13 protein-coding genes and 1 pseudogene are annotated in these 15,476 nt (G+C 67.1%); 2 read left to right on the top strand and 12 right to left on the bottom strand.

Features of this window, described 5'->3' with window-relative positions; translation table 11 throughout:
• The 10 genes and pseudogenes from E8D38_RS24970 to guaB all read right to left on the bottom strand — a co-directional run.
• Positions 1-216, bottom strand: a pseudogene (locus E8D38_RS24970) (hypothetical protein); the annotation flags it as partial.
• Positions 217-647: 431 nt separating this feature from the next.
• Positions 648-2,516 carry an ABC transporter ATP-binding protein gene (locus E8D38_RS24965; protein WP_140636824.1) on the bottom strand — a complete coding sequence of 623 codons (1,869 nt, stop codon included), beginning with the start codon at positions 2,514-2,516 and terminating at the stop codon, positions 648-650.
• Between the two features lie 15 nt (positions 2,517-2,531).
• The gene (locus tag E8D38_RS24960; protein ID WP_140636822.1) at positions 2,532-3,971 is read right to left on the bottom strand and encodes an ABC transporter permease; all 1,440 of its coding nucleotides are present in this window, start codon (positions 3,969-3,971) and stop codon (positions 2,532-2,534) included.
• 7 nt (positions 3,972-3,978) lie between these two features.
• Positions 3,979-4,962, bottom strand: a complete 984-nt coding sequence (locus tag E8D38_RS24955) for an ABC transporter permease (protein WP_140636820.1) — start codon at positions 4,960-4,962, stop codon at positions 3,979-3,981.
• A gap of 17 nt (positions 4,963-4,979) precedes the next feature.
• Positions 4,980-7,241: an ABC transporter substrate-binding protein gene (locus E8D38_RS24950; RefSeq protein WP_140636818.1), complete on the bottom strand. Its 2,262-nt coding sequence runs from the start codon at positions 7,239-7,241 to the stop codon at positions 4,980-4,982.
• A gap of 259 nt (positions 7,242-7,500) precedes the next feature.
• The gene (locus E8D38_RS24945; RefSeq protein WP_140636816.1) at positions 7,501-8,484 is read right to left on the bottom strand and encodes an LD-carboxypeptidase; all 984 of its coding nucleotides are present in this window, start codon (positions 8,482-8,484) and stop codon (positions 7,501-7,503) included.
• Positions 8,481-9,077 (bottom strand): tRNA adenosine(34) deaminase TadA, encoded by a 597-nt coding sequence (gene tadA / locus E8D38_RS24940; protein WP_140636814.1) that lies wholly within the window; start codon positions 9,075-9,077, stop codon positions 8,481-8,483. Before tadA ends, E8D38_RS24945 begins: the two co-directional genes overlap by 4 nt.
• Positions 9,078-9,084: 7 nt before the next feature.
• On the bottom strand, positions 9,085-10,668 hold the full coding sequence (gene guaA / locus E8D38_RS24935) for a glutamine-hydrolyzing GMP synthase (protein WP_140636812.1): 1,584 nt from the start codon (positions 10,666-10,668) through the stop codon (positions 9,085-9,087).
• An 11-nt stretch (positions 10,669-10,679) separates the two neighbouring features.
• Entirely contained in the window at positions 10,680-11,963 is a 1,284-nt protein-coding gene (locus E8D38_RS24930; RefSeq protein WP_140636810.1) for a TCR/Tet family MFS transporter, read from the bottom strand.
• A 65-nt stretch (positions 11,964-12,028) separates the two neighbouring features.
• Positions 12,029-13,498 carry an IMP dehydrogenase gene (gene guaB / locus E8D38_RS24925; RefSeq protein ID WP_140636807.1) on the bottom strand — a complete coding sequence of 490 codons (1,470 nt, stop codon included), beginning with the start codon at positions 13,496-13,498 and terminating at the stop codon, positions 12,029-12,031.
• On the opposite strand from guaB, the gene E8D38_RS29440 reads away from it, so the two are divergent.
• Positions 13,389-14,159, top strand: coding sequence for a DUF4124 domain-containing protein (locus E8D38_RS29440; protein ID WP_342779609.1), 771 nt, complete (start codon positions 13,389-13,391; stop codon positions 14,157-14,159). The two genes, guaB and E8D38_RS29440, sit on opposite strands and share 110 nt — an antisense overlap.
• A gap of 13 nt (positions 14,160-14,172) precedes the next feature.
• Here the strand turns inward: E8D38_RS29440 and E8D38_RS24915 are convergent, their stop codons facing one another.
• Both E8D38_RS24915 and E8D38_RS24910 read right to left on the bottom strand, forming a co-directional pair.
• On the bottom strand, positions 14,173-14,499 hold the full coding sequence (locus E8D38_RS24915) for an RnfH family protein (RefSeq protein ID WP_140636802.1): 327 nt from the start codon (positions 14,497-14,499) through the stop codon (positions 14,173-14,175).
• Positions 14,486-14,956: a type II toxin-antitoxin system RatA family toxin gene (locus tag E8D38_RS24910; RefSeq protein ID WP_140636800.1), complete on the bottom strand. Its 471-nt coding sequence runs from the start codon at positions 14,954-14,956 to the stop codon at positions 14,486-14,488. The genes E8D38_RS24915 and E8D38_RS24910 overlap by 14 nt, the downstream gene beginning before the upstream one ends.
• 45 nt (positions 14,957-15,001) lie before the next feature.
• Between E8D38_RS24910 and smpB the strand changes: the two genes are divergently transcribed.
• The gene (gene smpB, locus E8D38_RS24905) at positions 15,002-15,469 is read left to right on the top strand and encodes an SsrA-binding protein SmpB (protein WP_140636798.1); all 468 of its coding nucleotides are present in this window, start codon (positions 15,002-15,004) and stop codon (positions 15,467-15,469) included.
• Positions 15,470-15,476 lie beyond the last annotated feature (7 nt).

Here is a 15,476-nt window from a genome sequence, read left to right as displayed (position 1 = left end):
CTCCACCGACTCGACCGTCTTGGTCGCCGGCTTCGCCGCCGGCACCGCCGCCGGCGCCGGCGTGATCGCCGCCGGCACGCTCGCCCCCGCCGACGCGTCGGCCGCGGGCGCGGTGGTTTGGGCTTGTGCGCTCAGGCTCGTGCCTGCGATGGACACCGCAGCAACCAGGGTTGCCGTGATGCGCGCCAGAAGGGAAAAGCTGTTGTTGCGGAACATGAAGTCTCCGATCGTGCCTAGGTAAGTTTTGTGCAGGAAGTAGAGCGGGTCAGGCCAGGCAATACGCCGTCGTTGAGCCCGCGGAGTCAGTGTTGTTCGATACAACCTAACCGGGTGGCGCGAGCAACGGGGACGCTCGCTGGCACGCGCGTGAACGCTGGTTGCGGATCAGCAGCACTTTCAGTCACTCCACGAAACGACCCGGGTAAGGGTCACAAAACAAAAACCCGCAGGCTTGTAGCGTGCGGGACAGTCGCATCCGTTGGGCGCGAATTCTACTAAGCGCACTATCACTGGACACTCAGGTCAACCCGTACTGGGCCGCCGCCCCTGCGGGGAACTTGTGTATACAAGTAGCAAGGCCTTGTGTTGCAAGGCCCGTGCCAAGAAGGGCCTGGAATGCGTCGCGCGAGCCCATCGTCATTCGATCGTCATTCCGTCGTCAACACGGCCCGGGGCACCTCGACGCGCGGCACGGCCGCCAGCAGCGTGCGCGTGTAGGCGTTGGATGGCGCGCTCAGCACGCGGGACACCGGGCCCGCCTCTTCGATGCGACCTCGCTGCATCACGGCCGCGTGGTCGGCGATGTACTCGACGACGCCGATGTTGTGCGTGATGAAGAGGTATGCCACCCCCAGCTCGCGCTGCAGCTGCCGCAGCAGGTTCAGGATCTGCGCCTGCACCGACACGTCGAGCGCCGAGGTCGGCTCGTCGCACACGATGAGCCTGGGCTGCACCGCAAGCGCTCGCGCGATGGCGATGCGTTGCCGCTGCCCGCCGGAAAATTCGTGCGGATAACGGTCCATCGCATCGCGCCGCAGACCCACCTGATCCATCAGCTGTTCGAGGCGTGCGCGCCTTGCGGCGGCATCGAGATCGGGGCGCAGCGCAACCAGCCCTTCCTCGAGGATTTCGACGACCCGCATGCGCGGATTCAAAGAGGCAAAGGGATCCTGGAAGATGATCTGGATGTCGCGGCGCGCTTCGCGCAACGCGTCTGCCTCGAGCTCGAAGAGGTTGCTGCCGTTGAAGCGGGCCTGCCCGTCGATGTCGGCCACTCCACGCAGCAGCTGCACGATGGCCTTGCCGGTGGTGGTCTTGCCGCAACCGGACTCGCCCACCAGCGCGAGCGTCTCGCCGGCGCGAATGTCGAACGACACGCCATCGACCGCGGCGAAGTGGCCGAGCTTGCGGTGCAGCAGTCCCTTGCGGATCGGGAAGCGCACACGCAGATCCTTCACTTCAAGCAAGGCAGCACCCGCGGCCTGCCGAGCCGCACCCTCGCCCACTGAAGGCTGGGGCTCGACACGCGCGGCGACGCCTGCTCCCCCACCGGCTTCGGGCGGTTCGCTGTACAGGAAACAGCGCACGCTGTGCGCGCCACCATCGGCCAGGAGTTCGGGCGGCTTCTGGCTGCAGCGGCCGAATGCGCGATCGCAGCGCGGCGCGAACCGGCATGCGTTGAACTCCGACCACAACGGCGGCACCGTCCCCGGGATGGCCGAAAGCGATTGGCCTCGCTTGCCGGCGTCGGGCAGCGCAGCCAGCAGCAGGCGCGCATACGGATGCTTGGGCCGCGAGAAGAATTCCTGTGCCGTGGCCACCTCGACGATCTGGCCCGCATACATGAGCGCCACGCGGTGCGCCATGCCCGACACCACGCCCAGGTCATGGGTGATGAGCAGCATGCCCATGCCCTGCTCCTTCTGCAGGTCCTTGAGCAAGTCGAGGATCTGCTTCTGGATGGTGACGTCCAGCGCGGTGGTCGGCTCGTCGGCGATCAGGAAATCGGGCTCCGCCGCCAGCGCGATGGCGATCATGACCCGCTGCTTCTGGCCGCCGCTCAGGCGGAACGGGTATTCGTCGATGCGGCGTTCCGGCTCCGGAATGCCGACCCTGCGCATCCATTCGATGGCCTTCGCCCGCGCCGCGGCGCCGCGCAGTTCGGTGTGCGTCTCGATCGCCTCGACGATCTGGTCGCCCACGCGCATCACCGGATTGAGGCTGGTGGAGGGCTCCTGGAAGATCATGCCGATGCGCCCGCCACGCACGCCTCGCATGCGCGCCTCGGGAAGCGCCAGCACGTCTTCGCCTTCCAGTTCGAGCCGGCCCTGCGTGATGCGGCCGTTGTCGGGCAGCAGGCGCATGAGCGCAAGCGCCGTCATGCTCTTGCCGCAACCGGATTCGCCCACCAGGGCAAAGGTTTCACCACGCTGGATGGACAGCTTCAGGCCGTCGATCGCCTTCACGATGCCGGCATCGGCATCCAGCGCAACTTTCAGATCGTCGAGCAGCAGCATGTTGTCTTGTCCTGCCTACTTCGTGGCCGCGGCCGGCGCGATGCGCGGACGGAACGTGCGGGCGCGCGGGTCGAAGGCGTCGCGCACGCCGTCGGCAAACAGGTTGGCCGCCAGCACCAGCGTCACCATGAACGCAAAGGCGGCGACGAACGACCACCACACCAGGGGCTCGCGCGACATCTCGCTGCGCGCCAGGTTGATCATTCCGCCGAAGCTGCTCATGGTCGGATCGACGCCGACGCCCACATAGGTGAGCACAGCCTCATACAGGATGAGGTCCGAGAAGCTGAGCACCGTGGTGATGAGCACCAGGTGCATCACATTGGGGACGATATGCCGCTTCATGATGCGCGCATGCCCCACGCCGAACGCCGTGGCCGCCTGCACGTAGTCGAGCTCGCGCAGCTTGAGGGTCTCGCCGCGCACGAGGCGGCATAGCGTCGCCCAGCCGGTGACGCCGAGGATCGCGCACAGCAGGAAGATCTTCAGGTCCGAGCGCTCCGCGCTGGTCTGGAAGAACTCCGGGTGCTTGTCGAGGAACACCTGCACCATCAGCACGCAGGCGGCGATCAGCAGCACGTTGGGCACCGAGCTCAGCGTGGTGTAGAGGTACTGGATGACCTCGTCGACCCAGCCTCGGAAGTAGCCCGCGAGCACGCCCAGGCCCAGCGCGAACGGCAGCGTCGCCAAGGTGGAAAGCGCGCCGATCACGAAGGCGGTGCGGATGCTCTTCAGGGCCTGCACCAGCACGTCATTGCCGGTCTGGTCGGTGCCGAACACGTGGTAGTGCCCCATCAGCGCGACGGTGGGCCCGCCCAGCAGGCAAACCACCAGGACGGTGGCCAGCACGGCGCGCACCGGATAGGTGGTGCGGTCGACCGCCACGTCTCGCAGCGCCTGGAGCGTACCGCCATGGTGCCGCCTCATGAGAAACGCCGCGGCCGCAGCAGCAGCGGCAAACAACACGAGCCCGCCCAGCAGTCCACCAAGGGCCCGGGACGTCACGTCATCACGCCATTGCTTCGCGGGATCGTGCAGGTGGGCACCGCCGTGTTCCAGCCGCGGGAAGTCGCGCACCACCTGCCCGTCGACCTCGATCGACTGCTTGGTGTAGGCATGCGTGGCCAGCGGGCTCGAATAGGTGACCTCACGCATGGCCAGCTGGCGCGACAGCACGACGTCCAGCAAGGACTCGGTGCGCGTGTCGTAGAACACCTGCGACTGGCCCGCCGAGCCGGGCAGCTCCCGGCGGAAGTGGATGCTGTCCACCAGGGTGACGGTCACGAACAGCAGCAGCACGACGCCTGCAGAAAGCGCCGCGGGATCGCGCAGCACCTTCTGCCAGCTGGCCCGCAGGTTCGGGTCCCTGCGCACGCGCAGCGCATAGGCCATGAGAGCCGCGAACAGCGCCCACAGCGCCACGTCTGTCCACAGCAGGACGAGTTTGAATCCCATGTTCACCTCAGGACAGGCGCACGCGAGGATCGACCCAGGTGTAGGCGATGTCGATCACGGCGTTGGAAGCGATGTACAGCAAGGCACCCAGGAACACCATGGTGCGCACGATGGCGAAGTCCTGGCCGGTGATGGCTTCGATGACGAAGGCGCCGAGGCCCGGAATGCCGAAGAAGCTCTCGAACACCAGGCTGCCCAGGAACACATACGGAAGGTAGCTGCCGGCGCTGGTGATGATCGGGATGAGCGCATTGCGCAGCACGTGGCGGAACAGCACGACCTGTTCGGACAGGCCCTTGGCACGCGCGGTGCGGACGTAGTCCTTGCCGATCTCCTCGAGGAACATGGCGCGGTACAGGCGCGCCTCGCTGCCCAGCCGCGACAGCAGCGACAGCAGGATGGGCAGCAGCAGGAACTTCACCGCGTCGAGCCCCGGCGCATAGCCGTTGATCGGCACCAGCCTGAACAGCCTGGAGAAGAAGAACTGCCCGACGATGATGTAGAAGAGGCTGGAGATGGACAGCATCAGCACGCACAACACCACGCCCCAGAAGTCGATGCGCGAGTTGCGGAAGAACACCAGCATCAGCGCGAACGCCGTGCTGGCGATCACCTGCAGGACGAACAGCGGCAGCGCCAGCTGCAGGCTGACCCACATGCGCGTCTGGATCTCGTGGCCGATGTTGACGGCGTTGCGCGCGTCCGAGCGGCCGAAGTCGAGCGTGAACAGCGAGATCGAACGCTCCCAGAAGATGGTGCGCGTGAACTTGGCGCTACCCTCTTCCTTGTCGTTCCAGTACAGCGGCTTGTCGTAGCCGCGCTCACGCTTCCAGGTCTCGATCTGCTCCTGCGTGACGCGCTTGCCGCCGATGTTCAGGCGCGCCATGTCGTCTGGGGTGTTGACGGTGAAGAACAGGAAGAAGGTCAGCAGGTTGACGCCGATGAGGATGAGCAGGCCGTAGCCTATGCGTCGCACGATGTAGTTGAACATGGCAGGACAGCGGGTCGTCAGTTCGAGGGCGACGCGGCAACGGTCGCGGGTCGCGCCGTGGCGCGCTCGCGGGCCACGAAGCTGCGGCGTGCATAGAACACCAGCAGCACGGCCAGCGCGGCAATGGCCACCAGCGGCCACCACACGGGCTTGTTCCATTCGGCCAGCTTCTGGGTGCGCACGGCGGCGTCCACCCGGTAGTAGCGGGCCATGTCGCGGATCATGATGCCGGGCTTGCCGTTGTGGACCCACGACTGGTAGGCCGTGGCCACATAGGGCCAGTAGCCCCAGGCCCAGGGCGAGTCCTCGCGGGCGATGCGGACCATCTCGTCGATGACCTTCTGCTTCTGCGGGCCGTCTTCGAGCGTCTGCAGCTGGCGGTAGAGCTTGTCGTACTCGGGGTTCTCGTAGTTGGCGGTGTTCTCGCCCTCGTGCTTGGACTTGCTGTTCGGCCCGTAGAGCAGGAACAGGAAGTTCTCGGCATCGGGGTAGTCGCCGAGCCAGCCCCACCAGAAGATCTGGTGCTTGCCCTTGAGCACCTTCTCCTGGAACTGGTTGTAGTCGGTGGCTCGCACCTCGAGCTGCACGCCGATCTTGGCGAACTGCTTGACCAGCCAGTCGTTCTCGGCACGGAACTCGGGCGTGATGACCCGCTGGAAGTCGTAGTTCAGCACCAGCGGCTGCCCGGTCTTCTCGTCGCGTCCGTCGGGATAGCCCGCTTCGGCCAGCAGCTGCCTGGCCTCCTCGATGGAGCGCCTCACGACCTGGCCGTTGACGACCTTGTGGGTGACCGGGTTGTGGCCGCCCGGCTGGCCTTCGCGCGAACCGAACGCGCCCGGGGGCACCGGCCCGTGGGCGGCCACGCCGCCCTTGGTGCGGAAGATGCGGCCGTAGCCCTCCTCCCAGTCGATGGCGATGGACAGCGCCTGCCGCAGCTTGCGGTTCTTCACCTGCTGCTCGGGCGTGTCGCCCTTGCCGACCACCGGATCGAGCCAGTTGAAGCCGATGTACCAGTTGTTGACGTCGGTGGTCTGCGGGAACTGGAAACCGCGCTCCTTGAACAGGTGCGCCACTTCGTCGGAGTCCTCTGCGTCGGCGCGGAAGTTCACGCCCCACTCGGGCCGCTCGATCTCGGGAACGTCGAGATAGCCCTGCTTGAACATCTCCTTGCGCGGCACCTTCTCCTTCACGATTGTGGAGACGATGGTGTCGATGAAGGGCATGGTCTTGCCGCAGTCGGCCAGCAGGCCGGCCTCCTTGTCCCCCGGCATGCCTTCGCAGGGATACGGCTCGCCGCGGAAGTTGGGGTTGCGCTTCATCACGTGCCGCCGGTCCTGCACGTACTCGGTCATCATGTAGGCGCCCGTGCCCACCGGCCACTGATTCAGCGACATGCTGTTGTCGGCCATGCCGGGCTGTGCATAGAAGGCATCGGCCTCCCAGGGCAGCGGCGCGGTGAAGGTCATGGACAGCCAGTACTTCCACTGCGGGTACTTGCCCTTGATGCGGATGCGCAGCGTGTAGCGGTCGAGCGCCTGCACGCCCGGGAGGTCCCACTTGCGGAAATCGAGGAAGGGCTTGTCGCGCGTGTCCGCCGAAACGCCCTTGAGCAGCTTCGCGTTCTCCTCGAGGATGAGCTTGCGGTATTCCTTCAGGCCGATCACGTACTCGGAGAAGATGCCGAAGATCGGCGCCTCGGTGCGCGGCGTGGCATGGCGCTTGAGGGTGTAGACGTAGTCGTCGGCAGTGAGCTCGCGGGTGCCCTGGTGCTCGAAGTCCCACGGAGAGCGCTTGTCGCCGAGCTGCTCGCGGGTCAGCGAGAGGTAGCGGTAGTTGCCCTTCTCGTCCTTCGCGAACGCGGGGTGCGGCGCATAGAGGATGCCGCGCTTGATCTTGATGTCGTAGACGCTTTCGGCGATGCGCTCGACGGGTGCGTCGTCAGGCAGCCGCTTGCCGTCCTTGTCGAGGTAGTACGGCTGCACCACCGACTCCGCGGTGCGCGGGATCAGTTCGTACGGCCGCTTGAGGTAGTGGTAGGCGTACAGCGGCTCGTAGATCTGGTAGGTGTAGGCCGACTCCGGGTTGCTGTAGGAGGCCACCGGATCGAGATACCGCGGCGAGCGCTCGTCGAACGAGTTGAAAAGGATGTTCTCCTTCTCGGAACCCGCGGGATAGGGGCTGTTGTTGCACGCGGTGAGCGTGGCAGCCGCGAGCAACGCGGCGCACGACGCGAGCAGGCGCCGCACCAGGCGGCTGCAAAGGGGAATACGGTCTTGCATTCGAGCCGCTCCCAAGCTTGATGAATTCATCTCGGACCCAAAAACGCCTGCGTGGATCTGCACGCAAACGCCACCCAAACAAAATCGCCTCGTGCGTGCGGGTTTGTGACCCAGCCGTTGCGAGGCGCCGCGATGATACGCCGCAGGGCGCGCGTCACCGCTCAGGGTTCACCCGCCCGCAAGCCGCGTGCCAGGCCGCTTGTCTAGGCAAGTCGGGCGCTACGGCGCCCGGGCCATCCGTTAGAGAAGGCTCCCCAACTCACCAGCCGATGAAGGCGTCTCGGCCCTGTACGGCCAGCGTCACGCGCCGCCCCACCGGCAGGCACACCTTGGTCCGCACATGGCCGAAGGGCAGGCCCGTCAGGATGGGCGTCCTGGTGACGGTGCGCACATGCGCCACCGCCGCCTTGAGGCTGTAGCCGCGGTCGAGCGGCGACTTGACGAAGTCGGTGAACGAGCCCAGCACCACCGCCTTCTGCGCATCCAGCACACCAGCTTGGTGCAATTGCAGCAGGTCGCGTTCGACGCGGTACGGATGCTCGTTCACGTCTTCCACGAAGAGGATGCCGCCCTTCATGCGCGGGAAATGCGGCGTGCCCATCAGCGACATCACGACGCAGAGGTTGCCGCCCCACAGCCGCCCCTTCACGCCCAGGCCGTCGAAGCCCGCCTCGGTGCGAAACCCGATGGCCTCGAGCTTCCCGTGCATGGCCTCGACGAAGCAGTCCTGGGTCACGTCGTCGACGCCGCCCTGGCTGTCTTCGACGCCGAAGTCGCCGCAGGCCATGGGACCAGCCCACCAGCCGCCCTCCAGCTCGTGTTCATGATGGTGGTGCTTGTGGTCGTGCCCGCCTTCACAGCCGCCGGCATCGTGGGCCAGTGCGGCCAGCTGCAGCGCCGTCATGTCGCTGTAGCCCACCCAGCGCAGGCCGGCATCGACGCTCTTGGCCATGAGCTTCCAGTCGATGCGGTCGAGCAGGCGGGTGAGCCCGTAGCCGCCGCGCGTGGCCAGCGCCACCGACCGCTCGCCGCGTGCGCCTTCGCGCGCCACGCGATGCAAGGCGGCCAGGCGGGTTTCATCGTCGCCGGCAAAGCGCTGGTGGCGCGCCAGGGCGGCTTCGTCGATGCCGACCTCGAAGCCGAGCTTGGCCAGCCGCCTGGCGGCGCGGCGCACGCTGGCCGGCTGCCCCACCACACCGGCCGGCGAGAACATCACCAGCGGCTGGGTATCGTTGTCGTTCATTTCTTGTCGCTTTCTTCCTGGACCGGCGCCGATTCAGGCGGCAGCTCCAGCTCGACGGTCTGGCCCACCGGGATCTCGGCGGCCTCGGCTTGCGCCTCGGTGTCGCCGGCCGCAAGGCGCATCGCCTTCTGCTGCGCCCGCCGCTCGGCAAAGAACTCGCGAAGCAGGTCGCCGCAGGGCTGCGCCAGGACGCCGCCGACGATCTGCGTGTGGTGGTTCAGCTGAGGGTTGGCAAACAGGTCGATCACCGAACCGGCGACGCCGGTCTTCGGGTCGAGCGCGCCGAACACCACCCGCTTCAGGCGCGCATGCATCAACGCCATCGCGCACATGGCACAAGGCTCGAGCGTGACGTACAGCTCGCACTCGGGCAGGCGATAGTTCTCGAGCAGCTGCGCCGCATGCCGCAGCGCCACGATCTCGGCATGCGCCGTGGGGTCGTGCGTGGTGATCGGCCGGTTGTAGCCGGTGGCGATGACCTGGCCCTCGCGCATGATCACCGCGCCCACCGGCACCTCGCCCACCAGCCAGGCGTTCTGCGCCTGGTCGAGCGCGATGCGCATCGCGTATTCGTCGGCGGGCGTGAACAGCATGTGCAACTCACTCCCACTCGATGGTGGCGGGCGGCTTGCTCGAAACGTCGTAGGTCACCCGGTTGATGCCGCGCACCTCGTTGATGATGCGGCCCGACACCCGCTTGAGCAAGGCATAGGGCAGCTCCGCCCAGTCGGCCGTCATGAAGTCGCTGGTCTGCACTGCGCGCAGCGCGACCACGTAGTCGTAGGTTCGGCCGTCGCCCATGACGCCCACGCTCTTGACCGGCAGGAACACCGCGAAGGCCTGGCTGGTGAGCTCATACCAGCTCCTGCCCGAAGCCGTGTCGCGCGTGTCGCGCAGCTCCTCGATGAAGATCGCGTCGGCGCGCCGCAGCAGGTCGGCATATTCGCGCTTCACCTCGCCGAGGATGCGCACGCCCAGACCGGGACCGGGGAACGGGTGGCGATACACCATCTCGGGCGGCAGGCCGAGCTCCACGCCCAGCTCGCGCACCTCATCCTTGAACAGCTCGCGCAGCGGTTCCAGCAGCTTGAGTCCCAGGGTTTCGGGCAGGCCGCCCACGTTGTGGTGGCTCTTGATGGTGGTCGCCTTTTTCGTCTTGGCGCCGCCGGACTCGATGACGTCGGGGTAGATGGTGCCCTGGGCCAGCCACTTGGCCTTCGACAGCTTCCTGGCCTCGCGCTGGAACACCTCGACGAACTCGCGGCCGATGATCTTGCGCTTCTGCTCGGGGTCGGACACGCCCTTCAGGTGGCCGAGGAACTGCTCGCTCGCGTCGACGTGCACGACCTTCGCATGCAGCTTGCCGGCGAACATCTCCATCACCATCTGCGCTTCGTTCAGCCGCAGCAGGCCATGGTCGACGAACACGCAGGTGAGCTGGTCGCCGATGGCGCGGTGGATCAGCGCGGCGGCGACGCTGGAGTCCACGCCGCCGGACAGGCCCAGGATCACTTCCTCGTCGCCGACCTGCTCGCGGATCTTCGCCACTGCCTCGGCGATGTAGTCGCCCATGATCCAGTCGCCGCCGGCGCCGCAGATCTCCCGCACGAAGCGGGTGAGCATCGCGTTGCCCTGCAGCGTGTGCGTCACCTCGGGGTGGAACTGCACCGCGTAGTAGCCCTTCTCCTCGTTCGCCATGCCGGCGATCGGGCAGCTGGGGGTCGACGCCATCAGCTTGAAGCCCGGGGGCAGCTCGGTCACCTTGTCGCCGTGGCTCATCCACACCTTCAGCATGCCGTGGCCTTCGGTGGTGCTGAAGTCCTGGATGCCGGCGAACAGCTTGGTGTGGCCATGTGCGCGCACCTCGGCATAGCCGAACTCGCGGTGGTCGCTCCATTCGACCTTGCCGCCCAGCTGGGCCGCCATCGTCTGCATGCCGTAGCAGATGCCCAGCACCGGCACGCCCAGGTCCCACACGGCCTGCGGCGCGCGCAGCTGGTGGTCTTCGTAGGTGCTGGCATGGCTGCCGCTCAGGATGATGCCGCGCGGCTTGAACTCGCGGATGAAAGCATCCGACACGTCGTTCGGATGGATCTCGCAGTACACGTGCGCCTCGCGCACGCGGCGGGCGATCAGCTGGGTGACCTGCGAACCGAAATCGAGGATGAGGATCTTGTCGTGCATGGTGTGTGCGCTCAGGTCGAGGAAGGTGTGGTGGCGGCCCGCAGGCGATGCTCACGCTGGGTGCGGAAGTGGCGCAGCGCCAGCAGCGTGGCCGTCAGCTGCAGCGCGGAGCAGAAGTAGTAAGGCGCGCCGATGCGCCAGTCGCCCGCCGGTAGGTCCGACACCGCCCCCAGCAGGGGCGCGCCGACGACCGGCGCGAGCACGGCCATGGCGCTGTTGAGCGAGGCCACCGCGCCCATGGTCTGGCCTTGCGTGCGGTGGTCGGCGGCGTTGGACACGATGCTCTGGATGGAGGCTGCGGCAGCGAACCCGAGCACGTTGGCGAAGATCACCGCGTACATCATCCAGCCTTCGGTGGCGGCCCCCCAGAGCGCGAAGCACACGGTCGAGGACACCAGCCCCATCACCGCCAGCCGCTGCGCCGAGAAGTGCTTCAGCAGGCGCCCCAGCAGCAACCCCTGCACCAGGGCGGACATCACGCCCACCGCAAACAGCGACCAGCCGTTCTCGCTCGGCCCCCAGCCGAACTTGAACTGGGTGTACAGCACCCAGGTCGTGTGCAGGATGAACTGCGCCAGGCCGCTGATGCCGATGACCACGACCAGCAGGCCCACGCCCTTGAGCCGGGTGAGCGCCTTGAGCGACGAGATCGGGTTGGCGCGGCTCCAGTCGACCGCGCGGCGGCGCTCGACCGGCAGCGACTCGGGCAGCACGAAAAAGCCGTAGAGCCAGTTCAGCAGGGCCAGCGTGCCGGCCACGTAGAACGGCAGGTGCAGGTCCAGCGCGCCGAGCAGGCCGCCCATCACCGGCCCGAGGATGAAGCCCAGCCCGAACATGGCACCCAGCAGGCCGAACCGCTTGGCGCGGTCTTCAGGCGGCGTGATGTCGGCCACGTAGGCGTTGGCCACCGCCACGTTCGCCTGCATGGCGCCGCTCACCAGGCGCACCGCGATCAGCATCCACAGGTGCGTGGCCAGTGCCGTGACGAAAAAGCTCACCGCCAGCCCGCAGAAGCCGATCAGCAGCACCGGCCGGCGGCCGTAGTGGTCGGACAGCGCCCCCAGCACCGGCGAGCCGAAGAAGTTGGCGATGCCGAAGGCGAACATCACGGCGCCGAACCAGAACGCCTGGTCGGCCTGCGAGCCGGTGAAGGTGCCCACCAGCGGCGGCAGCACCGGGATGATCAGGCCGATCGACACCATGTCGATCAGCACCGCGACCAGGATGAAGGGCATGGCCGCTTCGCGGCGCGGCTTGTGGCTGCGATCGGGGGATCGGTTGGCTTCGTTCGTCACGGTGAGGCTTCAGAAACCGCACCGCCCGGTCGGGACCGGGCGGCGTGGCGAGGTCGGCAGGAGCATCACTCCATTCGATAGTTCGGCGCTTCCTTGGTGATCTGCACGTCGTGCACGTGGCTCTCGCGAATGCCGGCCGCGGTGATCTCCACGAACTCGGCGCGCTCGCGCATCTCGTCGATCGTGGCGCAGCCGCAGTAGCCCATCGAGGCGCGCAGGCCGCCGGCCATCTGGAACAGGATGGCCACCACCGAGCCCTTGTAAGGCACGCGTCCTTCGATGCCTTCGGGCACCAGCTTGTCGGCGTTGGGATTGGCGCCGGTGTTGTCCTGGAAGTAGCGGTCGGCAGAGCCCTGCTGCATGGCGCCGATGGAGCCCATGCCGCGGTAGCTCTTGTAGCTGCGGCCCTGGTACAGGATCACTTCGCCCGGCGCCTCTTCGGTGCCGGCGAACATGCCGCCCATCATGACGGTGCATGCGCCCGCAGCAATGGCCTTGGCGATGTCGCCCGAGTAGCGGATGCCGCCGTCGGCGATGAGCGGCACGCCGCTGCCCCTGAGCGCGGTGGCCACGTTGTCGATGGCCATGATCTGCGGCACGCCCACGCCCGCGACGATGCGGGTGGTGCAGATCGAGCCGGGGCCGATGCCGACCTTCACCGCGTCGGCGCCGGCCTCGGCCAGCGCCAGGGCTGCCGCCCCCGTGGCGATGTTGCCGCCGATGACGTCGACCTGAGGGAAGTTCTGCTTGACCCAGCGCACGCGGTCGATCACGCCCTTGCTGTGGCCGTGGGCGGTGTCGACCACGATGGCGTCGACGCCGGCCTTCGCGAGCAGTTCGACGCGCTCCTCGGTGCCCTCGCCCACGCCGACCGCGGCGCCCACGCGCAGCTTGCCGTGCGGGTCGCGCGCCGCGTTCGGGAAGTTGCTCTGCTTGGTGATGTCCTTCACCGTCACCAGGCCGCGCAGCTCGAAGGCGTCGTTCACGACAAGCACGCGCTCGAGCTTGTGCTTGTGCATCAGGGCCTTGGCTTCCGCCGGCGCGGAGCCTTCCTTCACCGTGATGAGGCGCTCGCGCGGCGTCATCACCTCACGTACCGGGGCGTCGAGCCGGGTCTCGAAGCGCAGGTCGCGGCCGGTGATGATGCCCACCACCTTGCCTTCCTCGACGACCGGAAAGCCGGAAATGCCGTGCTGGCGCGACAGCTCGATCACGTCGCGCACCTTGACGCCGGGCGAGATGGTGATCGGGTCGCGCAGCACGCCGGACTCGTAGCGCTTCACGCGCGACACCTCGGCCGCCTGCTGCTTGGGCGTCATGTTCTTGTGAACGATGCCGATGCCGCCCTCCTGCGCGATGGCGATGGCCAGGCGCGCTTCCGTCACCGTGTCCATGGCTGCGGACACCAGCGGCAGGTTCAGGGTGATGTTGCGGGAGAGTCGGGTCGAGAGGCTGGTGTCGCGTGGCAACACCTGGGAATACGCCGGCACCAACAACACGTCGTCGAAGGTGAGCGCTTTGCCAAGAAGGCGCATGAGGAAGCTCCAGACGCAAAAGCGGATTATACGGAGGCGCTGCAAACACCTTTGGAAGACCGGAGCCGCCGCCCCGGAACGTGCATTTCCTCACAGTTCCGGCGAGGTCACTGCGGGGAGTCACGCTTCGCGTCGCGGGGGGCGGCCGCTAAACTCGCCGGCTATGAAATGCACTGCCCGCCTCATCGTTCTGGCCCTGCTGGGCGTTGCCCTCGCAACGCCTTCCATTGCGCAATGGAAATGGCGAGACAAGGATGGCCGCGTGCAGTACAGCGACCGCCCGCCGCCGCCCGGCGTGGCCGAAAAGGACATCCTGTCCAAGCCGGCCGGCGGCCGCGCGGTGGCGGTCGCGCCGTCGAGCCTGACCCCGGTGGCACCTTCTGCGCAGCCGCCCGCCGTGCGGGCGTCGGACCCGCAGCTCGAAGCGAAGAAGAAGCAGCAGGAACAGGAAGACGCCGCCAAGCGCAAGGCCGAAGAAGAAAAGCTCGCCAAGACGCGCGCCGAAAACTGCCAGCGCGCCAAGGGCTACCAGCGCACCCTGGATGACGGCATCCGCATCGCCCGCACCAACGAAAAGGGCGAGCGCGAGATCCTCGACGACGCTGCGCGCGCCAAGGAAATGGAGCGCACGAAGCAGATCATCGCGTCGGAGTGCGGCTAAGGCTCATCAGCGATCAGCGCCTGACCCGCTCCTGCTTGTGCGAGCGGTAGCGCTGGCGGCGCGCCTCCTTCGGGTCCACCCGCAGGCCGCGGTAGACCTCCACGCGATCTGAGGCCCGCAGCGGCTCGGCCAGCCCGACCGCACGACCCCACACCCCGACCCGCTGGACCGACAGGTCGATCTCCGGGTGCCGCTCCAGCAGCCGGCTCGCACGCAGCGCGTGCAACACCGTGGCGCCTTCGGGCAGCTCGACCACCACCACATCGACCTGGCGCGGCGCGGGGCTGTAAGCCACCTCGACGCGCAGGAGGGCCACCGCCTGCGATTCAGCGCGCGCCATACACCTGCTCGGCGCGCTTGACGAACGAATCGACGAAGGTGTTGGCCACCCGGTCGAACACCGGGCTCACCACCGCCTCGAGCGCGCGGCTCGAGAACGCGTAGCGCAGCTCGAATTCGATCTTGCAGGCAGAGGCGCCCGCGCCCGGCTGCGCGTCGGCCGCAGGGGTGCCCAGGGGCAGGAAGCGCCACTCGCCTTCGAGTTGGGAAAAGGGACCGTCCACGAGGTCGACCACCACGCGCTCGCCGATGGTGTGGGCATTGCGGGTGGTGAAGGCATGGCGCACGCCGTGATAGGACAGGTGCAGCCTCGCGGTCATGCCGCCGCCGTGGTGCTCCAGCACCTCGGCCCGCTCGCACCAGGGCAGGAACTTGGGGTATTCGTCCACCGCTGTCACCAGCTCGTACATCTCGTGCGGCGAATACCAGAGCAGGACCGACTTCTTGACGTGCTTCACAATCGCGCGATTGTATTGAGAGGCTCCGGCCTCAACTGGCTTGCCATGTCGCCCATCGCAGAAAACAAGAAGGCCCACTTCAACTACCTCATCGAAGAGCGCTTCGAGGCCGGCATCGTGCTCGAAGGCTGGGAGGTGAAGGCCGTTCGCTCAGGCCAGGTGCAGCTCACCGACGGCTACGTGGTCATCCGCGACGGCGAGCTGTTCCTCATCGGCTGCCGCATCAACCCGCTGCGCACCGCCTCGACGCACGTGCGGCCCGAGGCCGACCGCACGAAGAAGCTGCTGATGCACAAGGACGAGATCCGGCGCCTGGTCGGCAAGGTCGAGCAGAAGGGCTACACCCTGGTGCCGCTGAACCTGCACTACAAGGCCGGCCGCGTGAAGGCCGACATCGCGCTGGCCAAGGGCAAGCAGCTGCACGACAAGCGCGAGACAGAGAAGAAGCGCGACTGGGAACGTGAGAAGGGCCGGCTGATGCGGCACAAGGTGTCGTCGAACCCGAAGGAATGACCTCGCG

The organism is Methylibium rhizosphaerae (assembly GCF_006386545.1).
Taxonomy (GTDB): Bacteria; Pseudomonadota; Gammaproteobacteria; order Burkholderiales; family Burkholderiaceae_C; genus Pseudorivibacter; species Pseudorivibacter rhizosphaerae.
Note: the sequence above shows the minus strand (reverse complement) of the source record. Positions and strands in the feature narration are given on the sequence as shown.

Excerpts from the sequence above, each read along its gene's own strand:
- E8D38_RS24945 (WP_140636816.1), bottom strand. The coding sequence starts at position 8,484 with ATGAACGACAACGATACCCAGCCGCTGGTGATGTTCTCGCCGGCCGGT.
- guaA (WP_140636812.1), bottom strand. The coding sequence starts at position 10,668 with ATGCACGACAAGATCCTCATCCTCGATTTCGGTTCGCAGGTCACCCAG.
- E8D38_RS24960 (WP_140636822.1), bottom strand. The coding sequence starts at position 3,971 with ATGGGATTCAAACTCGTCCTGCTGTGGACAGACGTGGCGCTGTGGGCG.
- tadA (WP_140636814.1), bottom strand. The coding sequence starts at position 9,077 with ATGCTGTTCACGCCCGCCGACGAATACGCGATGCGCATCGCGCTCGAC.
- E8D38_RS24950 (WP_140636818.1), bottom strand. The coding sequence starts at position 7,241 with ATGCAAGACCGTATTCCCCTTTGCAGCCGCCTGGTGCGGCGCCTGCTC.
- E8D38_RS24965 (WP_140636824.1), bottom strand. The coding sequence starts at position 2,516 with ATGCTGCTGCTCGACGATCTGAAAGTTGCGCTGGATGCCGATGCCGGC.
- E8D38_RS24955 (WP_140636820.1), bottom strand. The coding sequence starts at position 4,962 with ATGTTCAACTACATCGTGCGACGCATAGGCTACGGCCTGCTCATCCTC.
- smpB (WP_140636798.1), top strand. The coding sequence starts at position 15,002 with ATGTCGCCCATCGCAGAAAACAAGAAGGCCCACTTCAACTACCTCATC.
- guaB (WP_140636807.1), bottom strand. The coding sequence starts at position 13,498 with ATGCGCCTTCTTGGCAAAGCGCTCACCTTCGACGACGTGTTGTTGGTG.
- E8D38_RS29440 (WP_342779609.1), top strand. The coding sequence starts at position 13,389 with ATGTTGCGGGAGAGTCGGGTCGAGAGGCTGGTGTCGCGTGGCAACACC.
- E8D38_RS24915 (WP_140636802.1), bottom strand. The coding sequence starts at position 14,499 with ATGGCGCGCGCTGAATCGCAGGCGGTGGCCCTCCTGCGCGTCGAGGTG.